This is a genomic window from Pigmentiphaga sp. NML080357 (assembly GCF_002188465.1).
Classification (GTDB): domain Bacteria; phylum Pseudomonadota; class Gammaproteobacteria; order Burkholderiales; family Burkholderiaceae_B; genus Pigmentiphaga.
Genome location: NZ_NINW01000036.1, coordinates 19,326 through 40,209 on the forward strand (window position 1 = coordinate 19,326; position 20,884 = coordinate 40,209).

The 20,884-nt window shown below is 67.1% G+C and carries 16 protein-coding genes; 10 read left to right on the top strand and 6 right to left on the bottom strand.

The window, feature by feature from the left end; translation table 11 throughout:
• Positions 1-50: 50 nt before the first annotated feature.
• Genes CDO44_RS14995 through CDO44_RS27635 form a run of 4 tightly spaced genes read left to right on the top strand, consistent with a single transcriptional unit; the run spans position 51 to position 4,826 of the window.
• On the top strand, positions 51-2,837 hold the full coding sequence (locus CDO44_RS14995) for a xanthine dehydrogenase family protein molybdopterin-binding subunit (RefSeq protein WP_087781053.1): 2,787 nt from the start codon (positions 51-53) through the stop codon (positions 2,835-2,837).
• Complete coding sequence (locus tag CDO44_RS15000) at positions 2,834-3,379, top strand: (2Fe-2S)-binding protein (RefSeq protein ID WP_087781019.1); 546 nt, start codon at positions 2,834-2,836, stop codon at positions 3,377-3,379. The genes CDO44_RS14995 and CDO44_RS15000 overlap by 4 nt, the downstream gene beginning before the upstream one ends.
• A gap of 1 nt (position 3,380) precedes the next feature.
• Positions 3,381-4,661, top strand: coding sequence for a cytochrome c (locus CDO44_RS15005; protein ID WP_087781020.1), 1,281 nt, complete (start codon positions 3,381-3,383; stop codon positions 4,659-4,661).
• An 18-nt stretch (positions 4,662-4,679) separates the two neighbouring features.
• The gene (locus CDO44_RS27635; RefSeq protein WP_158213296.1) at positions 4,680-4,826 is read left to right on the top strand and encodes a hypothetical protein; all 147 of its coding nucleotides are present in this window, start codon (positions 4,680-4,682) and stop codon (positions 4,824-4,826) included.
• Positions 4,827-4,903: 77 nt separating this feature from the next.
• Here the strand turns inward: CDO44_RS27635 and prpR are convergent, their stop codons facing one another.
• Positions 4,904-6,835 (bottom strand): propionate catabolism operon regulatory protein PrpR, encoded by a 1,932-nt coding sequence (prpR, locus tag CDO44_RS15010; RefSeq protein ID WP_087781021.1) that lies wholly within the window; start codon positions 6,833-6,835, stop codon positions 4,904-4,906.
• Between the two features lie 145 nt (positions 6,836-6,980).
• On the opposite strand from prpR, the gene CDO44_RS15015 reads away from it, so the two are divergent.
• The 4 genes from CDO44_RS15015 (at position 6,981) to CDO44_RS15030 (ending at position 11,317) form a co-directional block, all read left to right on the top strand.
• Entirely contained in the window at positions 6,981-8,123 is a 1,143-nt protein-coding gene (locus CDO44_RS15015) for a 2-methylaconitate cis-trans isomerase PrpF family protein (protein ID WP_087781022.1), read from the top strand.
• Positions 8,124-8,311: 188 nt separating this feature from the next.
• A complete protein-coding gene (locus CDO44_RS15020; RefSeq protein ID WP_233146196.1) occupies positions 8,312-9,322 on the top strand; it encodes a tripartite tricarboxylate transporter substrate binding protein in 1,011 nt (336 codons plus the stop codon).
• A gap of 43 nt (positions 9,323-9,365) precedes the next feature.
• Positions 9,366-10,496 (top strand): 4-oxalomesaconate tautomerase, encoded by a 1,131-nt coding sequence (locus tag CDO44_RS15025; RefSeq protein ID WP_087781055.1) that lies wholly within the window; start codon positions 9,366-9,368, stop codon positions 10,494-10,496.
• A gap of 113 nt (positions 10,497-10,609) precedes the next feature.
• A complete protein-coding gene (locus CDO44_RS15030; protein WP_087781023.1) occupies positions 10,610-11,317 on the top strand; it encodes an ankyrin repeat domain-containing protein in 708 nt (235 codons plus the stop codon).
• A gap of 38 nt (positions 11,318-11,355) precedes the next feature.
• Here CDO44_RS15030 and CDO44_RS15035 read toward each other — a convergent pair whose 3' ends face one another.
• Both CDO44_RS15035 and CDO44_RS15040 read right to left on the bottom strand, forming a co-directional pair.
• A complete protein-coding gene (locus CDO44_RS15035; protein WP_158213297.1) occupies positions 11,356-12,549 on the bottom strand; it encodes a GGDEF domain-containing protein in 1,194 nt (397 codons plus the stop codon).
• A gap of 130 nt (positions 12,550-12,679) precedes the next feature.
• Complete coding sequence (locus CDO44_RS15040; protein WP_087781025.1) at positions 12,680-13,882, bottom strand: MFS transporter; 1,203 nt, start codon at positions 13,880-13,882, stop codon at positions 12,680-12,682.
• Positions 13,883-13,980: 98 nt separating this feature from the next.
• On the opposite strand from CDO44_RS15040, the gene CDO44_RS15045 reads away from it, so the two are divergent.
• Positions 13,981-14,943, top strand: coding sequence for an AraC family transcriptional regulator (locus CDO44_RS15045; protein ID WP_087781056.1), 963 nt, complete (start codon positions 13,981-13,983; stop codon positions 14,941-14,943).
• A gap of 275 nt (positions 14,944-15,218) precedes the next feature.
• Entirely contained in the window at positions 15,219-17,720 is a 2,502-nt protein-coding gene (locus tag CDO44_RS15050; protein ID WP_087781026.1) for a penicillin acylase family protein, read from the top strand.
• 90 nt (positions 17,721-17,810) lie between these two features.
• Here CDO44_RS15050 and CDO44_RS15055 read toward each other — a convergent pair whose 3' ends face one another.
• The 3 genes from CDO44_RS15055 to CDO44_RS15065 are packed head-to-tail and all read right to left on the bottom strand — an operon-like array spanning position 17,811 to position 20,867.
• Positions 17,811-18,653: an MFS transporter gene (locus CDO44_RS15055; protein ID WP_087781027.1), complete on the bottom strand. Its 843-nt coding sequence runs from the start codon at positions 18,651-18,653 to the stop codon at positions 17,811-17,813.
• 46 nt (positions 18,654-18,699) lie between these two features.
• On the bottom strand, positions 18,700-20,589 hold the full coding sequence (locus tag CDO44_RS15060) for an amidohydrolase (protein WP_087781028.1): 1,890 nt from the start codon (positions 20,587-20,589) through the stop codon (positions 18,700-18,702).
• Positions 20,586-20,867 carry a XapX domain-containing protein gene (locus CDO44_RS15065; protein WP_087781029.1) on the bottom strand — a complete coding sequence of 94 codons (282 nt, stop codon included), beginning with the start codon at positions 20,865-20,867 and terminating at the stop codon, positions 20,586-20,588. Before CDO44_RS15065 ends, CDO44_RS15060 begins: the two co-directional genes overlap by 4 nt.
• Positions 20,868-20,884 lie beyond the last annotated feature (17 nt).

The following is a 20,884-nucleotide window of genomic DNA, read 5'->3' on the forward strand; positions in this document are numbered from 1 at the left end:
CTGGCTGGAAGAACTCGACCGGGGTGGCACGCGCACCGGCCGGCGCCGGCATGTCGCGCCGAGGCTTCCTGAAAGCCGCGGCCGTGGCCGGCGTCAGCGTCTGGGTCGCACCGCTCTACAGCGCCGCGTTCGGCGCCCTGTTCGAAGATCGCATCTTCCAGACTCCGCAATGGAATCCCGCCGACGGCCATACCCGCTTCAGGGTCGATGGCCACGCCAAGGTGGTCGGGGACAAAGTCTTCGCGCGCGACATCCGCGCCGCCGACATGCCCCACTGGCCCCGGCAGCAATCCCATGCCCTCATCCTGCGCACCACGCTCGCCGATAGGCTCTACGAAGGCTTCGACCTGGCCATCCTCGGCGAGGACCTGAAGCCCGACCGCGTCGTCACGGCCGAGGATCTCGCGCGCGACCGGCTCGCCTTCCCCAGCTTCTATGGCGACGACATGCTCCTGCCCACCGGCAAGACGCCGGCCTACCTGGGACACGCGGTGGCCATCCTGATCTTCCACGATTTCCCGCGCTACCAGCTCGCCCGCGCCCGGCTGCGCGCAGGCAAGGACGTCATCCGGTACGGCGCCGTGACCGGACCGCTGGATCGCGAGCCGTGGGGCGTCTTCCGCTACGTCAGGGTGAGCGGGCCCACCCCGGACGATGAAGATGCTTACTCCAGCCTGAAAGACAGTCCGCTCTTCCCCACTGAAAAGAAGACGCTGGTCTGGCCGTCGGTCAAGGCCGAAGACAGCATCGACGCGCGAGGCATGCGCGCCGCCGAGCAGATCGCCGCGGAACTGGACTCCCCGCCCGCCGACTGGCTGGTGATGAAGCGCCGCTATACCACGCAGTCCATCGACACGGCCGCGCTCGAACCCGACAACGCGAACTGCTGGTACGACCCGGCCAGCCGATCGCTGCACATGGTCCTCGCCACCCAATCGCCGCAGGAAGTGGCCGAGGCGGCTGCCAAGATGGTGGCGGAGAGCGGCTTCCCGCTCGAGCGGCTGTTCGTGCATCCCTGCTACACGGTGGGGTACGGCTCCAAGGATCATTGCAACGTGCCTTTCTACGGCCTGGTCGCGGCGCTGTACGGCGACGGCCGCCCCGTGCGCTTCGCGGTGGACCGCTTCGAGCATTTCCAGACCTCGCTCAAGCGCCATGCTTTCGACATGCAGTACGCCATGGCGGTGGACCGCAAGACCGGCAAGCTGCAGTCCTTCCAGGGCACATTGAAGGGCAACGGCGGGGGACGCGCGAACTTTTCGCCATCCGTCGCCATGGTGGCCGCGACGGCGGCGCAATCGGTCTATTACTTTCCCAAGAACGACCTGATCGCCGTTGCCGAGGCCAGCCGCGCCGTCGACGCGGGCTCGGCACGCGGCTATGGCACGCTGCAAAGCATGGCCGCCACCGAAATGATGATCGACGAGATGGCCGAGCAGCTTGGCCTCGACCCTATCGAATTCCGGATGCGCAACGCCTTGCTGTCGGGCATGAAGAATACCCAGGGCGCCATCGCCGGAGGGGCGTTGCGCGTGGACGAAGTCCTGGAGCGCGCGCGCCGCCATCCGCTCTGGACCGAGCGCGTCCAGCGCAAGCGCGACTACGAGGCGGCCCATCCCAACGAGCGCTACGGCGTGGGGTTCGCCTGCGTACAGAAGGATTTCGGCACCGGCGGCGAAGCTGCGTTCGTACGCGTCGCACTCACGCCCGAAGGCCGCATCGTGCTGCACCATACGGGCGTCGAGATCGGGACGGGCATGAGCACGTCGCAGGCGGTGATGTGCGCCGAGTGGTTCGGACGCCCCGCCGACGAACTCCAGACGGCGGTCACGGACTGGGCCGACCTGCCCATGGTGGGCAATGTCGACACCTACACCGTCAAGCAGGAGGAACAGGACAGGCTGTCCGCCGACCCGCTCTGGACGCCGGTCCACGCGTCGCCCTCCAGCGCCAGCAATTCCGCCTATTTCTTCGGGCACGCCACGCGCGAGACGGCACGCGTGGTGTTCGAGCATGGCCTGTGGCCGGCGGCCATGTCGATCTGGACCCGCGGCACCGGCGGTGGCCAGGCGGCGCCCCTGGTGGTCCGCCGCGAGGACGCGCGCTGGACCGAACGGGGGCTGACCGCGGGTGGCCTGGAGCCGCTGCCGCTCGAGCGCCTGGTCAAGGTGGCCTACGAGTCCAACCTGGTCACCGCCGCGGTGGGACACACCTTCAACCGCTGGCAATGGGCCGAGGCCGACTTCAACGTGGGGGGCTCCACCGTGCGCCGGCCGCTCGACGGACTGGCGGTCCGGTACGGCGACGGCACGCGTTCGTCGACGGCCTACGAAGTCATCAAGCGGCAAAACGTCTTCTATCCGCCGGCCCAGCGCAACAACGCGGGGGTCACCTACTACAGCGCCAATGCGGCGCTGGCGGAGCTCGCCGTCAACATGACGAACGGCGAAGTCCGCCTGCTTTCGCATCATTCCGTCCTCGAGTGCGGCAAACCCGTGGTCGCCGAGCTGGTGTCCGGCCAATTGCAGGGCGGCATCGCGATGGGCATCGGCCACGCGCTGCACGAATACCTGCCGCTGTACGAGGACGGCCCCGGCAACGGCACGTGGAACTTCGATCGCTATCACCTGCCGCGCGCCCGCGACGTGGCGGTCTGGAACCAGACCGAGGAGATCCTTCCCCCCATCTCCGAGACCGATCCTGCCAAAGGCGTCGCCGAAGTGGTGATGATTCCCATCGTCGCCGCCATCGTGAACGGCATCGCGCATGCCATCGGCCATCGATTCACCGACCTGCCGGTCACGGCGGAAAAAATTCGGGAGGTCCTGGAACAATGACGATCACGACCTCGCCCTTGTCCCTCACCATCAATGGCCGTGAGGTGGGCCCCATCGACGTGCCGGACACGCTGATGATGGTCGATTTCCTGCACGAGTACCTGAACCTGACCGGGTCGCGCTTCGGCTGCGGAATAGGCGTCTGCCACGCCTGTACGGTCTTGCTGGACGGGCCGGACGGTGCCGAGGAAATCCGCACCTGCATTACCGGCGCGCACTATTTCAACGGCAAGCGGATCCGGACCATCGAAGGGCTGGCGGAGCGCGACGGCCAGCAGAAGGTCATTGCCATCACGCCCATCCAGCAGGCCTACCTCGATCACTACAGTTTCCAGTGCGGCTATTGCACCCCCGGCTTCGTCATCGGCGCCACCGCGCTGATGGAACGGCTGAAGGCGCACCCCGTCCGCGCAGACCAGCTGGAAGAAACCATCACGGAGCACCTGGGCCGCCATATCTGCCGCTGCACCGGCTATGTGCGCTACTTCGAGGCAGCCAAGGCGGTGATCCTGGCCACGCCCGGCCTGGTCAAGGAGAACTGACATGACGCGCTCGTCTTCCCGGCGACGCGGCGCGATCGCCATTCTCATCGTCCTGGTGCTGATCGTCGCCGCGATCGCGGCGGCGCTGCTCGGCAATCGCGACGCACCGCCCGACCGGCCGCCCCAGAAGGTCGAGGCGACACCGGAGCAGCTGCAGCTCGGGCGCTACCTGGCCAGAGCAGCGGACTGCGCCGCCTGCCACCAGACCGCCGACGGACCGGCCTACGCCGGCGGCTTTCCGCTCAAGACGCCATTCGGCACGCTCTACGGCACCAACATCACGCCGGATCCGGACCATGGCATCGGCCGCTGGACGGCCGACGAGTTCTACCGCGCGCTGACCCGGGGCAAGGCGCCGCACGGGCGCAACCTCTATCCGGCCATGCCCTATACGGCCTATCACGACATGCCGCGCGCCGATGCGGACCTGATCTACGCCTACCTGATGAACATCAGGCCGAGCGCCCAGCCGAACAGGAAGCCGGACATACCCTTTCCCTTCAACCAGCGCATCCTGATGTCCGGCTGGAACCTGCTGTTCTTCGACCGCTCGCCCCTGCCCGCCGCCTCCCAGGGCGAGTCGCCCCAGTGGGTCCGGGGCCGATACCTGACCAATGTGCTGGGCCACTGCGGTGAATGCCACACCCCGCGCGGCTCGCTCGGCCAGGTGCAGCGGGATGCCTGGCTACAGGGTTATGTCCTCGGCCGCTTCGAGGCGCCCGCCCTCACGCCCCAGGCACTGGCCGAACGCGGCTGGACCCAGGAAGACCTGCAGCGTTTCATGCGTACGGGGCTTGCGCCACAGGGTATCGCGGCCGACGAGATGTATCCGGTGATCGTGCACAGCACCCAGTATCTCAGCGACGACGACCTGAAAGCCATGTCGGTCTTCCTGCTCGGGGACCAGCCTCCCAAGACCGTACCCGTCCCTTCGGCCAAGCCCGAAAGCGGGCCGCCCTCGGCCGGCCGGCGTGTCTACCTGAATACCTGCGCGGCTTGCCATGGCATCGAAGGCGAAGGCCATCCGCCCGGCATGCCTCCCCTCGCCGACAACAGCACCGTACGCCTGGCAAGCCCGCGCAACCTGCTGCTGTCCATCCTCGACGGCCTGCCCGCGCAAAGACTGCCCAATGGCACCGGCATCGGGGAAATGCCCGGGTTCGCCCATCGGCTGAACGACGAGGAGATCGCCCAGTTGGCCAATTACATGCGGACGGCATGGGGCGGCCGCGACGGGCAGGTCGCGGCGGCGGACGTGGCGAAGCTGCGCGAAGCCAAATAAGGAAATACGGAATATCTGATGAAACGCCTGCTAATCAGCCCATTCTTCCTTGCGTTGTGCATGGCCTGCACGCCGGCGCCGCGCTCTCCCGCCGGATCCGCTTCCAGCGACAACGGCATCACTGTCTATGGCACGATCGATGCGGGGGTCGTCGTCAATCGATGAGGCAGCTTTAGGCGGCCCCGTCGAACACCCCGCGCGCCTGGATGCGTGCGAAGCTGCGCCGACAGGGGGCGCAGTTGCTAGACCCGCGCTGCCTTGATCTTGCGCCACAACGTGGTGCGGCTGATGCCCAGCCGCCTCGCGGCCTCTTGATGATTGCCACCGCACTCGGCCAGCACGGCGCAGACATGGGCAGCCTCCTGGCCGGCCCGTACCGTCGACAGGCTCTGCACTGCGCGAGCCTGCTGCCGAGCCGGCTCATCGGCCAGCATAGCCCGCACTTCGCGGCGCAACAACGGGCGCCCCACGGTCAGGCATGCCATGGTCAGGCGCTCGACCACGTTCTCGAGTTCCCGGACGTTGCCCGGCCAGGCGCCTTCCCTGAGGACGGGCAACGAAGCCGTCAGCATGGGCGCGACCGCATCGTCCAGCCCGGCGCGGCGCAAGGCGGCGGGCAGCAGCCGCCGCGCCAGCGCATCGATGTCCTCGGGTCGGCCGCGTAGCGGCGGCACCACCACCTGGAGGATGTTCAGCCGGTAATAGAGATCTTCCCGGAAGTCCCCCGCTCGCACCATGGAGAGCAGGTTGCGATGCGTAGCGGCGACGATGCGCACGTCGACCGGAATGGTATCGACGCTGCCCACGCGCGTGATTTCCTTTTCCTGCAAGGCCCGCAGCAAGCGGGTCTGGAGCGGCAGCGGCATTTCCCCGATCTCGTCCAGGAAAAGCGTGCCCTCGTTGGCGGACTCGAACAGGCCCGCCTTGCCCTGCCGGCGCGCGCCGGTGAACGCCCCTTCGTCATAGCCGAATAACTCGCTTTCGAGCAGGGTCTCGGTGAACGCGCCGCAGTTGATGGCGATGAATGGGTGCCGCCGGCGCCGGCTGGCATTGTGTATGCCTTGCGCCAGCAGCTCCTTGCCGGTTCCGCTTTCGCCATGGATGAGGACCGCCGCATCACTGTACTCGGCGAAGACGCGGCACTGCGCGATGACTTGCCGCATGGCCGCAGACTCCGCGACCACGTCGTCCAGCCGGTACCTGGCAGCCCGAGAGCGGCGGTGCGAATGCGCTCGCAGCTTGCCGACGGCGCGCTCGAGTTCGCTCGAGCCGTGCAGCGTGAAAATGGCGCCCGTCTGCACGCCCTCGTCGAGCAAAGGCACCCGGTCGACGACCAGGGACTTGCCGCCCAGCTCCTGCACGGAACCGATCTCGCTCGCGCCGCGCGTCATGACATGGCCCGGGGACAAGTCGGGCAGCACTTGGCGCAAGGGCTGCCCCAGGGCATTGCGCACGCTGCGGCCGGTCAACTTGTCCACCGACGGGTTGGCGGCCACGATACGGCCGGCCATGTCGACGGCGATGACCCCATCGTTCAGGTGATAGAGGACGGAATCGAGCTGCGTACGGCGCGACTTTTCCGCCTTCTGGGCGGCGGCGATCTCGATGGCATCGTCGAACGCCGCGCGCACCGAATCGAGCGAATACACCAGGATGCCCGTCAGGCCGGCCTCGTCGGCCAGGTTGGCGATGAGCCCCGGGCCGACCACCACGTCGATGCCGGCGGCAGCCAGCTCCTGGATGCAGTGCCGGGCGTCTTCGGAAGTCTGGTAGGCGCGGATCTGCATGGGCAGCGAAAACAGCTCCGCGAAGCGATGCAGGGCGGGCGGAACGCGCCGGTGCATCACCATGGCGATACGCTCGGACAATTGGCGCGCCTTGCAGATGGCGGCCATCAGGTCGAAGCCGCCCACCTTGACGAAGGCCACCGGAATGGCGAGGTTTTGCCGCAGGTACTCGCCATGGGCCCCCGCCGCGACGATGACGTCGCACGCCCGCTTCTCGCTGCGGCGGGCGATGTCGGCGATGGCATCGTCGAATCCCTTGTCGATGATCTCGACGGCGGCGCGGCCGGCAAGTTCCGGACTGACCGTGCGGAAGACCTCGGTGAGCCGGTGCGCGCTGACGGCCCAGATGAGCGGCCGGCGATCGTCGGGAGAAGCGGGGATGGCCATGTCGTTCCTTTTTCAATATTGAAACATGAAACAAAGGCCGGCGAAACACGGCCATACGCCACCCGCGGCGCGCCGGCACGCGCACGGCGGCGCAGACCATGGCACGGGGATTGCACCAACCGCGCCGACCATCACGGAGAACACAATGCCTCAGGACGCCTATCGAGCCGTCTACATGCGCGGCGGCACCAGCCGCGCCCTCGTTTTCGACAAGAGCTCCCTGCCTGCCGACCGGGCAGAATGGGATCGCATCTTTCTCGCCGCCCTGGGCAGCCCCGACCCCGGCATGCGCCAATTGAACGGCCTGGGCGGCGGCATCTCGTCGCTCTCCAAAATCGCCGTGGTCGGCGCCTCGTCCCGCGACGACGCCGACGTGGACTACACCTTCGGCCAGGTCGCCATCGACGCGCCGCTGGTGCAGTACCGCGGCAACTGCGGCAACATCTCGGCAGCCATCGGGCCCTTCGCGGTGGACGAAGGCCTGGTCCGCGCCACCGGCGACCGCGCCTCGGTCCGCATCCACAACACCAATACCGGCAAGGTCATCGTCGCCGACTTCGACTTGCTCGACGGCCAAGCCGCGGTCGCGGGCGACTTCGTCCTGCCCGGCGTGGCGGGCAGCGGCGCGCCGATCCGCCTGTCCTTCCTGGACCCTGGCGGCGCGGCCACCGGCCGCCTGTTCCCTACCGGCGCCGCGCGCGACACGGTCATGCTGGACGGCATCGGCAACATCGAGATTTCCTGCGTCGACGTCTCGAATCCCACGGTATTCGCGCGAGCCGCGGATTTCAGCCTGGACGGAACGGAGCCCGCGGCGGAACTCGATGCACGTCCCGACCTGCTGCGCCACTGCGAAACACTGCGTATTACGGCGGCGGTCCTCATGGGTCTTGCCACCGAAGAAGAAGCCCGCACCCGCATGCGCAATCTGCCCTTGGTATGCCTGCTGGCGCCGCCATCGGACGCCGTCCTGCCCTCCGGCCGGCGGCTGTCAGCCCGGGAGATGGACATCACCGCGCGGATGCTGTCCGCCGGACAGCCCCATCGCGCCGTTCCGCTCACCGGCGCCATGTGCCTGGCCGCATGCGTGCGCCTGCCGGGAACGCTCGGCGCGGAGCTCGGCCGCGCCTGCGCGGACGACCGCGACATCGTCATCGGCCATCCGTCGGGGTCGCTGCCGGTGGGCGCCGTCGTCCGCCGCGAGCCGGCGCTGCGGGTCGAGCGCACCGTCGTCACCCGCACGGCACGGCGGCTGATGCGCGGCGATGTCTATGTACCACGCGCGTAAACCGAGGCAATGACGAAACACGTTCCAATCATGCAACACTCCCGCAAAACCTGGTGCGCCCCCACCGTCAGGCGGTCGCGGAAAACTGCGTAAAAACAGCGACTTGCCGATGGGCACGCCGCGGACCACCGCGCTGGCACAGGCTTTGCTCGAAGGCACAGATACAAGAATCGATCAGGAGACCCTCCATGACGCCCCCGCGTTTTCCCGTTCTTTCGATGCGCCGGACGTTCCGGCGCGCCCTGCTGTGCACATTGATCGGAGCCATGGCCGCGGGCCTTTGCCAAGCCGGAGCGCAAGCAGCGGGCTATCCCGCCAAACCCATCAAGCTCATCGTGCCGTTCGCGCCTGGCGGCGGCAACGATGCCATCGCCCGCACCCTGGGCCGCCGCCTGGGCGAATCGCTGGGCCAGCCAGTGGTCATCGAGAACCGCGCGGGCGCGGGCGGCAAGCTGGGCGTGGAAACTGGCGTGAAAGCCGAGCCCGACGGCTATACCTTGACGCTGATATCGAACAGTTATGCGGTCAATCCCAGCCTCTATCCGATCAAGTTCGACCCCGTCAAGGACATCGTCCCGATCGGCATGATCGCGCGCGGACCGCTGTTGATCTCGGTGCCGACCTCGCTGCCCGTCGCCAATCTGTCCGACCTGATCCAGCTTGCCAAGAGCAAGAAGGGAGGCCTGACCTATGCGTCGTCGGGCCAAGGCGGCATTTCCCACCTGGCCACCGAACTGTTCCTGAAAGCCGCCGGCATAGACATGACCCATGTGCCGTATCGCGGCACCGCGCCGGCGCTGACCGACACGGTCGCGGGCCAGACCGACGTGTTCTTCAGCACCGCGGGCGCCGCGTTCCCGTACATGAAGAGCGGCCGCCTGAAGGTGGTGGCCGAGACACTCCCCAAGCGGATCCAGGCCGAGCCGTCGATTCCCACCGTCGCCGAGGCCGGCCTGCCGGGATACGAGGTCGTGGTCTGGTACGGACTGATCGCGCCCAAGGGCCTGCCCGCGGACATCCAGCAGCGCTTGAACAAGGAAATGAATGCCGCGCTCGCGCTGCCGGAAACGGTGGAACAGCTGAAGGCCAACGGCGAAGAACCGGCGATCGGCAAACCCGAGCAGCTGATGGCCCAGATCGAAAAAGAACTCGCCCTCTGGAAGCGCGTCGTCACCGACGCCAAGATCCAGGTGGACTGAGCCTTCCTTCCTCATACCGGGCGGGCGACCGCCATTGACCAGCATGCAAACGAAAATTCCCTGTGTCGTCATGCGAGGCGGGACCTCGCGCGGCCCGTTCTTCCTCGCTTCCGACCTGCCCGCCGATCCCGCCCTGCGCGACAGCGTATTGCTGGCAGCCATGGGCTCGCCCCACGCCTATCAGGTGGACGGCATCGGCGGAGCGACCCCGTTCACGAGCAAGGTCGCCATCATCAGCCCTTCGCGCCGTCCGGGCATAGACGTGGACTACCTGTTCGCACAGGTCCTGGTGAAAGAGCGCCGGGTCGACACTCGCCCCAATTGCGGCAACATCCTCGGAGCGGTGGGCCCCTTCGCCATCGATGCGGGCCTGGTAGCGCCCCAGGGCGAAGAAACCACCGTTCGCATCTACAACGTCAACACGCAGGCGCAGATCGACGCCATCGTCCAGACGCCGGGCTGCGCCGTCACGTATGCCGGCGACACCGCCATCGACGGCGTGCCCGGCACCGCCGCTCCCGTCAAGCTCAACTTCCGCAGCGCCGTCGGCTCCATCACGGGCAAATTGTTGCCCACCGGCCGGCCACTGGACGTCATCGATGGGATCGAAGTCAGTTGCGTGGACGTCGCCATGCCCATGGTGCTGTTCCCGGCGCGCCAACTCGGCAAGACCGGCCACGAAAGCGCCGAGGAACTGGACGCTGATACGGAACTGATCGCCAGGATGGAAGCCATCCGCCGGCAAGCCGGCGAACTGATGGGACTGGGCGACGTGAGCGGATCGGTGGTACCCAAGATCGGCCTGCTCGCCGAACCCCGACGAGGCGGCACCATATCGTCGCGCTACTTCGTGCCCTACTCCTGCCACCGCGCGCACGCGGTGACAGGCGCGCTGTGCGTAGCCTCTGCGTGCGCCGTGCCGGGTACCATCGCGGCGCGGCTTTCCGGCCTGGACAGCCGGCCTCCGCAGGGGGTGGTCCGCATCGAGCATCCCTCGGGTACGATCTCGATAGATCTCGATGTCGACCTGGTCGGCGCCGCGCCCGCTATCCGCCGGGCCGCCGTCATCCGGACGGCACGCCGCCTGTTCGAAGGCAGCGTGCTCATTCCTCGGGAAATCTGGGCAGGCACTCAGGCCAGGCATCGCCACGAGCACGAGCACGAGCACGCCTGATCATCGGCTGCTATAGTCCGTCGTCGAAGATACCCGCCGCACGGCGGGGAACCGTGGCCCGCATCGCGCGGAATTCGCCGCGGCCCCGACGATTCACGCCAGGCAGGCCGACCATGTTCCTTGCGCGCTTATCCCTCTGCGTGGGCTTTGCCATCGCCATGCTGCCCGCCCTCGCCGCGGCCGCCTCCGGCGGAGAGCTCGGAAGCCGGCTGCGCGCGGCCGCCGAGCGGGGCGACGCCGCCGAGATCCGCGTCCTGCTCGGCAAGGGCGCGCAGGTCGATGCCAGGGACGATACGGGCGCCACACCATTGCTGGTCGCCACCCACAGGAACAACGTGGAAGCGGCCCGGGCACTCATCGACGCCGGCGCGAACGTCAACGCCAAGGACGGGATACAGGACAGCCCCTATCTGTACGCGGGCGCCCGTGGCCACGACGAGATCCTGAAGATGACGCTCGCGCACGGCGCCGACCTGAAGAGCACCAACCGCTACGGCGGCACGGCGCTCATCCCGGCGGCGGAGCGCGGGCACGTCGAAACCGTGCGTATCCTGATTGCCGCGGGCGTCGACGTGAACCATGTGAACAACCTGCACTGGACCGCGTTGCTCGAGGCCATCATCCTGGGCGATGGCGGCGCGCGCCATACGGCGATCGTGCGTCTGCTGGTGGCCGCGGGAGCGGACGTGAACCTTGCCGATGGAGAGGGCATCACGCCGCTGCGGCATGCGCGGCAGCGGGGATACGAAGGCATGGTGCGCATCCTGGAACAAGCCGGGGCGCGCGACGGCGGCGCCGCGCCCCGGCGAGCATCGCCATGACCACCGGACCCGCCCCCGAAACCGCCATGATCGGCCGCTCAATGCCGGCCGGCATCGGTGGAGTCGGCCGAAGGGGTGAGGCTGCCCACTTCCACGCGATTGCGTCCGTGCCGCTTCGCGGCATACAGCAGCCTGTCCACCCTCGCGGCGAGGTCGGCCATCGATTCTCGCGGCTCCATCTGGGCCACCCCGAAGCTGGCGGTGATGCGCAGGCCTTCCGAAAGGCCGGCATAGCGCTCGGTTTCTATCGCCTTCCGCATTTCCTGGGCAAGCGCGCGCGCCTCCGCTGCATCCGTACCGGGGAGCAGGATCAGGAACTCTTCGCCCCCCATCCTGCTTGCCACATCGCCAGCCCTGAGCAGGCGCGCGACCAACGAGGCGGTCCGCCTCAGTACCTGGTCGCCCGCGGCATGCCCGTACCTGTCGTTGATCTGCTTGAAATGATCGACATCACAGGCGATGAGGCTGAGGGGCCTCTCCCTGCGCCGTTCCCAGGCGGCCGCATGTTCGTGAAACCCGCGCCGGTTCAGTAACCCCGTCAGCGGATCTTCGTTCCGCTCCCGCTTCAGGTCCTCGATCCTGTCCATGGTGGCGGCAAGAATCAGCACCACCGCCAGGGCAATGCCGAACAGGACGACCGTCAGGTGCAGCGCCACCCAGAAGCTCGAGGTACCGAAGGCCCGGGCGCCCATTCCCGCATGAACCTGCCCGAGTGTCAGCCAGGTTCGGGGGAAGAAACTCAGCGCGAATGCCAGGAAGAGCCAGAAAAGCACGCGCTCCATGGGCCTGCCGCGCAGCAGCCTCGTCAGCCGGGCCGCGGCGATCAACAGCACGGCGGCGCAGCCGAAGTTCAGTACATAGACCCTGGCGATAATGTCGTTCGAGCCGTAATAGAAGTAGCAGATCCCGCCAACGATGGAGACGAATGCGATGATCTTGACGGCCAGGCCCAGTCCAAGGCCCGAGCGCCCGAGCACGCCGTCGCCCAGGAGAATCACGCATCCGGCATACAGCCCGGCCGAGATCACGGCGTTCCAGCCTGCGTCCTGCGGTATCCCCAGTATCTGCACGAGCGACGCCGCGGCGAACAGCAGAAAGGATGCGGCCAGTACCTTGAGATAGCGCGCGCTATCGCTCTGGCGCGACAACACCAGGAAACTCAATGCGAACAGCGCCGCGATGCTGGGGCTGCCCAGCGTCAGGATCTGTACGGCGGAAAGGTTCGGCGACATGCCATCGGGCCCGGACGTGCTCGCCCTGCCGCACATACAGGCGGCAAGCTGCGAATCCGCGATTATGGCACTTCGCGATCCCCCTTCGCCCGACGAGCGATCCAGGGATCGCCCTCCGGAGCCGCGACCGTCACGAGGCGGCGAGTACCCGCGGGGTCCGGAACCCCCTGAAGATAAGCAGGGATGCCATCAGCAGGAGCACCGCGCTGGCGGTGAACACTCCGTGGGCGCCGCTCGCGTCGAAGATGGCTCCCCCCGCGGCGGCGCCGGTGGTGATGGCCAGTTGCACCGCCGCCACGATCAAGCCGCCGCCGCTCTCGGCTTCGTCCGGGATGGCACGAGTGACCCAGGTGGACCAGGCTACCGGTACCGCGCCAAAAGCCATGCCCCACAGCGAAACCAGCACTGCCGCGCCAAGAGGCGTCGTGCCCATGCTGTTCAGGCCGATCCCGATGGCGCCCATCGCCAGCGGCATGAGCAGGAGCGTCAGGCGCAGCCCGCGCTGCAAGATCAGGCCCGAGAGGGAGGTGCCGATGAAATTGGCCACGCCGAACCCGAGCAGCATGGCCGACAGGCCATTCACGCCGACCCCCGGCACGCCCTCCAGGAACGGCCGCAGGTAAGTGAAGAAGGCGAAGTGTCCCGTGAAGACCATGATGCAGGCCAGCATGCCCAGGCCTATGCCCGGACGCCGGAGGATCTCCACCAGCGTACCCAGGCGGTTCGCGCCGGAGGGAGCCATCCGGGGCAAGGTCAGCGCCTGCCATACCAGAGCCAGCACCCCCAGCGACACCGCCAGCAGGAAGACATTGCGCCAGCCGATCAGGTGGCCGAAGTAGCTGCCCATGGGCGCGGCGGCGATCGTGGCGGCGGACACCCCGCTGAATATGATCGCCAGCGCGCGCGGCACCATGGCCTCGGGCACCAGGCGCATGGTCGTTGCCGCCGACATGGTCCAGAAACCGCCGATGGCGATGCCCAGCAACACGCGTCCGAACAAGAGGACGAGCAGGCTAGGTGCGAATGCGACCAGCAGGTTCGACGCGATCAGCAACACCGAAAACCCGAGCAGTACCCATCGCCGGTCGATATTGCGCGTGGCCGTCGCAATCACCAGGCTGGTCACCAGTGCCACGGCCGCGGTGGCCGTCACCGCCTGGCCGGCCATGCCTTCGGTCACGCCCAGGCTCGCCGCCATCGGCGTCAGGAGGCTGGCCGGCAGAAACTCGGCCGTGACCAAACCGAAAACACCGAGCGCCAGTGCGAACACGGCGCCCCATGCGGGTTTTGCCGGCGCCGCCGCGGCGGCGCCGACAGAGGAGCATGCGTTCATATTTGTGAGGTTCCATTCCAAAATGCGCAGCGTAGGCGACGGAACCCGGACAGTCTATGATATAGAATCCGCTTTTATTGATCATTCGTCCGATCATCATGGCTGCTCCGGACCTCGACGCCGCTCCCGACCTGGCCAGTGAACTCCTCCTCGGCATGCGCCTGGTGGGCGTCCAATATCGGCGCATCGAGCTCGCTCCCCCGTTCGGCATCCGCCTCGGCCATGCGCCGGGGCGTGCCCACTTCCACTTCATCGGCCGGGGTCCGGTTGTACTTCGAAGCGCCAGCAAGACGCTGTATCGGCTGCATACCGGCGACGCGCTGCTCTTGCCGCATGGCGGCGAGCACGAGCTGCTGTCCGCCCCCGACGTGCCCAGCGAGGACGTCCAGGCGTTCGAGTCCGTCAACCTTTGCGAGACCGTCTGCGCCATCAAGCCATCCTCCAGCCCAACCGATGGCGCGCTGGTCTTCAGCGGCTGCATGGAATTCGAGTTGGGCGGCATGCAGATGCTCGTGGCCTCCATGCCGGAGGTGATGCTCGTGGGCACCTTGCTTGAACGCTATCCGGAAATCCGCCCCATGCTCGATGCCATGGAGCGCGAAACCTGCACGCGCCGCGCCGGTTTTGCCGGCATCCTCGCGCGGCTGGCCGACGTAGTGTCCGCCTTCATCGTCCGCGGATGGGTCGAGTGCGGTTGCGGATCGGCCACCGGGTGGGTGGAGGCGCTGCGCGACCCCCGCCTGGGCAAGGTCATCGTCGCGCTCCATCGGGATCCGGGCCGGGCGTGGACCGTAGCGGAGCTGGCGGCCCAGATGGGAAGCTCGCGCTCGGTCTTCGCCGAACGGTTTCTCGCGGTGACGGGCATGACGCCGTTGCGATACCTGACCGAACTGCGCATGCAACTGGCCGTGCAGTGGATAGAACGCGAGAAGCAGCCTATCGAGACCGTGGCGTACCGGCTGGGCTACGGCTCGCTGGCCGCCTTCAGCCGGGCGTTCAAGCGGGTCGTCGGCCAGCCACCGGGGGCCTTGCGCGGACGGGCCGTCGCCGAACGGGTTTGATCTTCACCCTGCTGCCGGCGTCCCGTTCCGTCCGGCCGTCCGCCAGTCCCGCGCCCCCCTTTGTGCGGAATCCCGGAAGCACCAAGCGGCAGCCAACGCCGTCGTCCCGAAAAATCCCCAATGAAATCAATGTGCTGAGCACGGCAGCACCACCGCGGTGCGGTGGGCATATGAACTGCTAAATAGCCCACCGTGCTCCGGCTCGCTACGCGCGGCACCCGAGGCGGCGTGGTCCCGTGTCGCCTCGAGATTCCATTCCAACAAAGGAGACGTCGATGGATCACGCATGGAGACGTACCGCCACGGCCTGTTCGGTCAGTGCCGCGCTGTTGCTGGCCGCCTGCGGCGGCGGAGACGATGATGGCCCCTCCACCCCGCCCGGCAACGGGGGCAACACCCTCCCGGGGCTGAAGGAAAGTGTGGAAATCATTCGCGACCGATACGGCGTATCGCACATCTACGCCAAGAACCAGGAAGACATGTTCTTCGCGCAGGGCTACAACGCGGCGCGCGACCGCCTGTGGCAGCTCGACCAGTGGCGGCGCCAGGGCGAAGGCAAGATGGCCGAACAATTCGGCCCCCGCTTCGTCGAGGCCGACCGCGCGGCAAGGATGTTCCTGTACCGCGGCGACCTGCAAAAGGAATATGCCAGCTATCATCCCGACGCCCAGGCCATCATTGCCGCTTTCGTGGCGGGCATCAACGCCTACATCGACCAGGTAAAGGCCGACCCGGCCAAACTGCCTCTCGAATTCCGGCTGACCGGCACCGAACCCGACCATTGGCGGCCGGAGACGGTCCTGGTCCGCAAGTACGGCATCACCCGCAATATCGGGTCCGAGGTTGCCCTGGCGCGCAGTGTCAACGTACTGGGCGCGGAGAAGGTGCAGGAACTGAGCATCTTCGAGCCCCCCATCGAGCTGCGGGCCCCCGCCGGCGTAGACCTGTCGCAGATCGACGCCGCAATCATGGATACCTACAACCTCGGACATGCGCCGGCGCGCTTCCAGGCCAGCGATTTCCCGAAGAGCCCGCTCGGCGCGTCCGAGCGCGACATGCTCGCCAAGACGCTGTCCGGCCCGCAAGAAGCAACCGGCGCGAATGCCATCGCCGACGCGATGTCCAGAGCCACGACGCGCCACATCACCCGCTACGAAAGCAATAACTGGACGATATCGGGTACGCGCACGGCATCGGGCAAACCCATCCTGTCCAACGACCCGCACCGGGCGCTCTCGATGCCATCGCTGCGGTACATGGTGCATCTGAACTCGCCTGGCTGGAACGTCATCGGCGCCGGCGAGCCGGCGCTGCCCGGCATCTCCATCGGCCACAACGAGCGCATCGCGTTCGGCCTGACGATCTTCTCGTTCGGCGACGAGGAGGACCTGTACGTCTACGAGACCAATCCGGCCAATCGCGACGAGTACCGCTACCAGGGCAAATGGGAAAAGATGAAGATCGTCGAGGAAACGATCAAGGTGCGCGGCCAGGCCGACGTCAAGGCGCAGATCAAGTTCACCCGCCATGGTCCGGTGCTGCATGAGGACCCGGCCCGCGGCAAGGCCTATGCGATGCGGGCCGCGTATCTCGAGTTTCCGGGCACCGCCGCCTACCTGGCCAGCCTGCGCCTGAACCAGGCGCAGAACTGGGAGCAGTTCACCGCGGGCATGGCGCGCCACTACACCCCGGGCGAGAATATGGTCTACGCCGACGTGGAGGGCAACATCGGCTGGTTCGGCGGCGCCATCGCGCCCATACGGCCCAAGGCAGACTGGTCCGGCTTGCTGCCGGTGCCGGGCGACGGCACCTACGAGTGGAACGGCTTCCTGCCGGGCGAATCGCTGCCGCGGGTGTTCAACCCGGCCAAGGGCTTCTATGCCACGGCCAACGAGTACAACGTGCCGGACGGCTACGACCACAAGGACATGTCGGCGCGCGAATGGTCCGACCCGGATCGCGTGCAGCGCCTCAACGAAGTGCTGGGCAGCGCGCGCGGCCTGACCGTACAGGACACGGCCAGGCTGCAATACGACGTCCTGTCGGTGCCGGCGCGGGAACTGATGGGCATCGCCGCCGGGCTCAGCTCGCCCGAAGCCGAAGTCGCCGACGCGCTCCGGCGCCTGAAGGCCTGGGACTATCGCATGTCGGCCGACTCGGAGGCGGCGACGATCTACGAATTCTGGCAGTACGTGATCGTCTCCAAGGTATCGAACCTCTACGTGCCCGCCGCCGGCCGGGAACTGATCGGCGAATTGCCCAAGCGCCTGGTGATGAGCAAGCTCAAGGAGCCGGACGCCGCGTTCGGCGCCAACCCGGTGGCGGGACGCGACGCGCTGCTGCTCGATGCGCTCAAGGAAGGACTGGCCAACATGAAAGCGGTCGTGGGCAATGACCCCGCCAAGTGGAAATGGGGCGACCTGTTCCACATCAAGTTCGACCACCAGTTGGCGGCGCTGCTGCCGGAGAGCCAGCGCGCCGCGCTGGGAACCGACCGCTATCCCATGAGCGGCAACATCGAGACCGTGTACCTGGGCGCCTACGGCCCGGACTTCCGCAAGGTGCACGGTGCCTCCTACAGGCAGGCCCTCGACGTGGGCAACTGGGACAACTCGCTCGCCATGAACGTGCCGGGCCAGTCCGCGGATCCGTCCAGCCCCTACTACAAGAACCTGCTGCCGCTCTGGGCCAAGGGGGATCTCTTCCCCATGGCCTTCAGCCGGCAAAAGGTCGAAAGCCTGAAGGCGGACAGCGTGACGCTGCAACCCAGGAAGTAGCGTCCTGGCGGCGCCGGGCCAATCCACGCATGGCCCGGCGCCGTATTCCGCCTGACTGGAAAACCGCCCGCCAGGGCTGGCCTTCCCTGATCAATGAACAGGCCGGGGCTCGCGGCCATGCACGGCAAGCAGGTGGCGCACGACGGGCCGCTGCGGCCCCTGGTGAAAACGCAGCACTTCCTCCTGGACATCGGCATCGGCCTTGGATACCCGGCGATGCTGGCGCAAGTGCTCGGCCCAGGACTCGACCTGGAACCATTCGAGCATGAGGCCGGGATCCGCGGCGTCCTCCGTGACGCCCCAGGCATAGGCGCCATCGCGCCGCCGTTCGGCAGAAAGCCGCTCGAGCGCCTGCAGGAAGGGGACACGGTCGGAAGGTGCGATTCGGTATTCGACCAGGATCAGCACCGGCCCCCGGTCGTTCTCGATCGGCGTGGCGGTCAGCGGCTCGGGCCAGTGGTTGGACGGAACGAGATCGGCCTCTCCTTTTGGCAGCTTGATCACGTGGGAAATCCCACCCACGATTACCAGTCCGGCAGCGCCGATCAGCAGGGCCGCGCCTACGCCGCCGAGAAAGGTCAGCGCGACCAGCGACCCGATGGTCTGCATGCCCCACGCGGTCAGGAGCATCAGGCAGACGCTGACGCCGGCCAGGAGCAACTGGATGGCGATCAGGAATTTGCGTCGATCGAGTATGTCGGCCAGCACGCCGGCCGGGATGGCCAGCAGGAAGACAGGCAGCGTGGCCGCGGCCTGCACCATGGCCACCGCCGTCGGCGAGGTGGACAGGTCCGTCATCAACCATGAACTGGCGACGTCGCGGATGAAGCTGCCGGTGTTGCCGATGACCGTCGCGCCCCACAGCACCGCGAACAGTTTCTGTCGCAGCGGCGCAAAGCTGCCATGCGAGGTGTCCTTCGCCGTTTCATTCATGTTCTTCCCTTCCCCTTGAGCTGCCCGGCCGGACCGTCCTGCGCCGCTAGACCGCCCAGCAGGAGCAGCCGAGCGCGCCGAAGAAACCCTTCTGGTCCGACACGGGCAGCCGCGATCCCCAAGCCCGGGCGTGCTCGTGTCCATGCAGTCCGCATGCCTGCGCGCAACCGCATGCCGCCACCCGCCGGTAACCCAGCGAATTCCGGCCGGCCCGCTCGGGCTCGCCCCAGGCGGCATAGCCGCCGAACAAGCGGACGGGCGACCAGTCCGGCATGGCCGCAGGCAACGGATTGTCGTCCAGCCCGGCGAAATCGCCTGCGCCATAGACCACCCGGCCGCCGACCATGGTCAGTTCGGAAGTCAGGAAGGAAATGTCCGCCTCGGGACAAGCGAAGTAATCCTTGTCCGGCACGATCAGGTCCGCGAACTGCCCTATGGCGATGCAACCCCGCCGGCCTTCCTCGTTGGCGAACCAGGCGACCTTCTCGGTCCACATGCGCAGCGCAGTCTCGCGGTCCAGGCAGTTGCGCCGGGGGTAGAGCGACAACCCGCCCACGGTCTTGCCGGTGACCATCCACGCCAACGACACCCAGGGGTTGTAGGACGCCACGCGCGTGGCATCGGTGCCGGCCGAAACGCGCACTCCCTTCTCCAGCATGCGGGCGATCGGCGGAGTAGCCTCTGCCGCCGCGGCCCCGTAGCGTTCGACGAAGTACTCGCCCTGGTAAGCCATCCGGTGCTGCACCGCTACGCCGCCTCCCAGTGCAGCGATGCGATCGATGGACCGGTCGGAGATGGTCTCGGCGTGATCGAAGAACCAGTTCAGGCCTTGCAGCGGGATTTCGCGGTCGACCTTCTCGAACACGTCCAATGCGCGGGAAATGGTTTCGTCGTAGGTCGCATGCAGCCGCCAAGGCCACCGGTTCTGCGCAAGGATGCGCACCACCTCTTCCAGCTCGTCTTCCATCCGTGGCGGCATGTCGGGGCGGGGCTGGCGGAAGTCCTCGAAATCCGCCGCCGAGAACACCAGCATCTCGCCGGCGCCATTGTGGCGGAAATAATCGTCGCCCTGCTTGTAGCGGACGCTGGCGGTCCAGTTCAGGAAGTCCTCTTTCTCGTGCCCCGGCTTTTGTGTGAACAGGTTGTAGGCCAGCCGTACCGTGAGCTGACCTTCGTCGGCGAGCTTCTGGATCACGGCATAGTCGTCAGGGTAGTTCTGGAACCCGCCGCCGGCATCGATCACGCCGGTCACGCCCAGCCGGTTCAGCTCGCGCATGAAATGGCGGGTGGAATTGAGCTGGTAATCGAAGGGCAGCGTGGGGCCCTTGGCGAGCGTGGCGTAGAGGATCTGGGCGTTCGGCTTGGCCAGCAGCAGACCGGTGGGGTTGCCCTGAGCGTCGCGTGTGATCTCCCCGCCCGGAGGCTCGGGCGTATCCTTCGTGTATCCGACGGCGCGCAGCGCCGCGGCGTTGAGCAGCGCGCGATCATACAGATGCAGCAGGAAGACCGGGGTGTCGGGCGCGACGGCATTGATTTCGTCGATAGTCGGCAGGCGCTTCTCGGCAAACTGGTGCTCGGTGAATCCACCCACCACGCGCACCCATTGCGGCGGCGGCGTGACCGCCACCTGCCGCCGCAACATGTCCATGGCATCGGCCAGCGAACGCACCCCGTCCCAACGCAGCTCCATGTTGAAGTTGAGTCCGCCGCGTATTACATGGGTATGGTTGTCGATCAGTCCGGGCAGCACGCTGCGGCCCCCCAGGTCGATGATCCGGGTCGCGGGGCCGGCCAGCGCCATGATCTCGCTGTCGTCGCCTACGGCCAGGAAGCGGCCGTCCTTGACGGCAACGGCGCTGGCCGACGGATTGCCGCGGTCCAGCGTGGTGATGCGGCCATGGCGCAGGATGACATCGGCAACGGCGGTCGTATTCATGATTGCTTCTCCTCGGTGGTCCGGTCCGGGTGCGGTGCATGGTGGCGGCCGGGCAACTGGCCAAACACATGGGCAACGGCCGACGTCTTGTGGCAGGCGGCAGTAAATGCGGACCCCGCAAGCCACTGCCTGCCCACGGGGACGACCTGTTCGCCGACCAGGATGCCCAGCAAGCCGACCAGGGCGACCAGCGGCGGCGCGGGCGAGCGCACGTTGAGCAGACTGTAGATGATGCCGACCAGCAGGCCGGCCCCCAGGGACAAGGCATAGAGTTTCATGGCGACCTCGATTCGTG

What these genes read in the sequence shown, in the direction of transcription:
- CDO44_RS15030 (WP_087781023.1), top strand. Translation starts at nt 10,610, where the DNA reads ATGTTCCTTGCGCGCTTATCCCTCTGCGTGGGCTTTGCCATCGCCATG.
- CDO44_RS15060 (WP_087781028.1), bottom strand. Translation starts at nt 20,589, where the DNA reads ATGAATACGACCGCCGTTGCCGATGTCATCCTGCGCCATGGCCGCATC.
- CDO44_RS27635 (WP_158213296.1), top strand. Translation starts at nt 4,680, where the DNA reads ATGAAACGCCTGCTAATCAGCCCATTCTTCCTTGCGTTGTGCATGGCC.
- CDO44_RS15040 (WP_087781025.1), bottom strand. Translation starts at nt 13,882, where the DNA reads ATGAACGCATGCTCCTCTGTCGGCGCCGCCGCGGCGGCGCCGGCAAAA.
- CDO44_RS15045 (WP_087781056.1), top strand. Translation starts at nt 13,981, where the DNA reads ATGGCTGCTCCGGACCTCGACGCCGCTCCCGACCTGGCCAGTGAACTC.
- CDO44_RS14995 (WP_087781053.1), top strand. Translation starts at nt 51, where the DNA reads ATGTCGCGCCGAGGCTTCCTGAAAGCCGCGGCCGTGGCCGGCGTCAGC.
- CDO44_RS15005 (WP_087781020.1), top strand. Translation starts at nt 3,381, where the DNA reads ATGACGCGCTCGTCTTCCCGGCGACGCGGCGCGATCGCCATTCTCATC.
- CDO44_RS15025 (WP_087781055.1), top strand. Translation starts at nt 9,366, where the DNA reads ATGCAAACGAAAATTCCCTGTGTCGTCATGCGAGGCGGGACCTCGCGC.
- CDO44_RS15055 (WP_087781027.1), bottom strand. Translation starts at nt 18,653, where the DNA reads ATGAATGAAACGGCGAAGGACACCTCGCATGGCAGCTTTGCGCCGCTG.
- CDO44_RS15035 (WP_158213297.1), bottom strand. Translation starts at nt 12,549, where the DNA reads ATGTCGCCGAACCTTTCCGCCGTACAGATCCTGACGCTGGGCAGCCCC.
- prpR (WP_087781021.1), bottom strand. Translation starts at nt 6,835, where the DNA reads ATGGCCATCCCCGCTTCTCCCGACGATCGCCGGCCGCTCATCTGGGCC.
- CDO44_RS15015 (WP_087781022.1), top strand. Translation starts at nt 6,981, where the DNA reads ATGCCTCAGGACGCCTATCGAGCCGTCTACATGCGCGGCGGCACCAGC.
- CDO44_RS15050 (WP_087781026.1), top strand. Translation starts at nt 15,219, where the DNA reads ATGGATCACGCATGGAGACGTACCGCCACGGCCTGTTCGGTCAGTGCC.
- CDO44_RS15065 (WP_087781029.1), bottom strand. Translation starts at nt 20,867, where the DNA reads ATGAAACTCTATGCCTTGTCCCTGGGGGCCGGCCTGCTGGTCGGCATC.
- CDO44_RS15000 (WP_087781019.1), top strand. Translation starts at nt 2,834, where the DNA reads ATGACGATCACGACCTCGCCCTTGTCCCTCACCATCAATGGCCGTGAG.
- CDO44_RS15020 (WP_233146196.1), top strand. Translation starts at nt 8,312, where the DNA reads ATGACGCCCCCGCGTTTTCCCGTTCTTTCGATGCGCCGGACGTTCCGG.